The organism is Longimicrobium sp. (assembly GCF_036280135.1).
In the GTDB taxonomy this organism is placed as follows: Bacteria; Gemmatimonadota; Gemmatimonadetes; order Longimicrobiales; family Longimicrobiaceae; genus Longimicrobium.
In genome coordinates, this window is the sequence record NZ_DASURI010000146.1 from 1 (window position 1) to 2309 (window position 2309).

Below are 2309 nucleotides of genomic sequence, written 5' to 3' on the forward strand. Positions count from 1 at the left end.
CGCCCGATGGCCGTGGGCTCGCCGATCAGGTGCAGGGAGGAGTGCAGGGTAAAGACGAGCTGCGCCGCTTCCAGCATGGTTTCGGGCTTCTCGGCGGAAAGCCGCGTCATCCGGCGCTGGATGTCCAGCAGGTTCGCGCGCTCGGCCGCCTGCGTGCGGGGCAGGGCGGCGGCCATCTCGCCCGCCAGGCGCGCGTACGCCAGGCAGTGGTCGCGCACGCCCTCCAGCGCCAGGTGCACGCCGGCGTAGAACTGCCGCCGCTTGTCCGTGTCCGCCGCGTCGCGCCGGGCGGCCACGTCCGCCATCAGCGCCCCCAGGCCGGCGTCCAGCACGCGCTGGAACCCGGGCACCACGTGGCCCACGCCCGACGCGTAGCTCAGGTTCTGGAAGAAGTGCCCCTCGCGCTCGTCGTCGCGGGTGTAGTCGACCACGTACCGGCCCTGGCCCAGCCCCAGGTTGGGCGTGGCGCCCACGATGCGCTCCACGGGGTGGATGCGGTAGGTGTCGGCGCCGTTGATCCAGTTGCCCTCGGGCGTCTGGCGCCGGCCGCGGAATCCGTACGCGTGGCTGGCGAACACCTGCCCCAGGCTCACCTTGTGGGCCCACCCCATCCGCTCGGCGATGGAGAGCCCCATCACCTCGTCGGCCTTGGCCTGCCCGTAGCCCTCGGCCACGTACGCGCGCAGGTGCTTGAGCTCCTGCTGGCGGCGGTCGAAGTACCAGTTGTCCTGCCAGCGCGAGAACGCGTTGGCCAGCAGGCGCTGCACGCGGTTGGAGGGCGGCCCGTACGCGCGGCGGCGCTCGCCCTTCATGGTGGAGACGCCGTACAGGTAGTCCTTGTGGTTGTAGAACATCAGCCCGTTGGTGGACCGGGCGCTGAAGTGCCGGTCCAGGCGGCGCCAGTCCACGCCGGGAAAGCGGTCCCACCGCGTGTCGTCGTGCGCGTCGATGGCGCCCAGCCCCAGGTCGCGGGGCTCCAGCCCCAGGTCCGCCACGGAGGGGATGTAGAACAGGCCGCCCACGTCGGCGCGCACGTTGGCCAGCAGCCGGTCGCGGATAAAGCCGTCGTGCGTGCCCACCTGGCTGTCCAGGATCTCCTCCAGCACCCGCGCGCTGCGGGCGAACGCCGCGAAGTAGATGCCCTCCTCGTCGCGCAGGCTGGCGCCCTTGGCCACCAGGTCGCTCGTGCGCAGGGCCGGCGACGTGCCGAACGGCAGCGAGAGCCGCAGCAGCTGCATGGTGTCGCCCGCGGCGTCCTGCACGCGCGAGCTGCGGATGTGGCTGCGGGTGTCGCGCGAGGGGATGAGCACGTCGTCGCCCGTCCTGCGCCCCACCAAGTCCTCGATCTGCTCGGGGCTCATGTTCAGGATGAGCTCCCAGTTGATGAAGAACCGCTGCGTCAGCACGAAGCTGGCGCCCAGGTGCGCCGCGTCCTCGTAGCCCACCAGCACGTTGCCCTGCACGCTGACGGGGTCCGTGGGGTTATTCAGGTTCTCGCTAAAGCGGCACCCCAGCACCTTGCCGCCCATGTGGTCGGGCTGGTTGCTCTTGGTGGCCGCGGACTGGTGCACGGTGCGCGACGGATCCACGCAGCGCTCCTCGTCCTCCAGCCGGCGGCGGATGAACTCCAGCACGCCCTCGCAGTGCGCCGGGTCCAGCGACTTCACGTGGAACCACAGGTCGCCGTCGGAGTCGGCAAAGGTGCCGCCGGAGCGCGCGAACACGGCCGAGTGGCTGCCCGTGCCGTCCGGAAAGCGCAGCTCCATCCCCGTGGGCACGGGGGTGCCGTCCCTGGCGCACCACTCCTTCCACAGCGCGAAGCCCACGCCGGCGATGGCGGTGGTGTTGCGGCTGCCGTAGTTGCGGTGGATCTCGCGGCGAACGTCCTTCACCAGGCGGCGCAGCACCTTCTTCGTCAGCCGGCGGCTGCCCTTGGCCCGCGGCGCGCGCCAGAAGGTGGCGAAGATGGCGTGCGGCGCCGGGTACACCAGCCCGCGCTGCACCTGGCGCCAGATCTCGTGGCTGGCGTGGTCGCCCTTCTCGGTGGAAAGGTCCGCCTCGGTGCGGGCGGCCGCGGCTTCGCGCGCGGCGGCGGCGTACGGGCAGGTGACGGTTTCGGAGGACTGCGACATGATTGGACGGCTCCTGCGGGGTGAACGGGGATGGGACGATGAACGGATGGCGTGGCGGCGGGCCGCACGCCGGCGGAACGGGGTGGAGCGAACGGGTCGGGGAGTGCCGCTGGAACCGCGGAGGTGGTGGGGCGGATGCGGATGGACGGGCGGAACCAGCGTGGCCCCCAACCTAAG

Annotated in this window: 1 protein-coding gene; it reads right to left on the minus strand. The window is 71.6% G+C overall.

The window, feature by feature from the left end; genetic code table 11:
• Positions 1–2132: Dyp-type peroxidase (locus VFZ20_RS04495; protein WP_329682637.1), on the minus strand; the 2132-nt coding region annotated here is incomplete at its 3' end.
• Between the last annotated feature and the right edge of the window lie 177 nt (positions 2133–2309).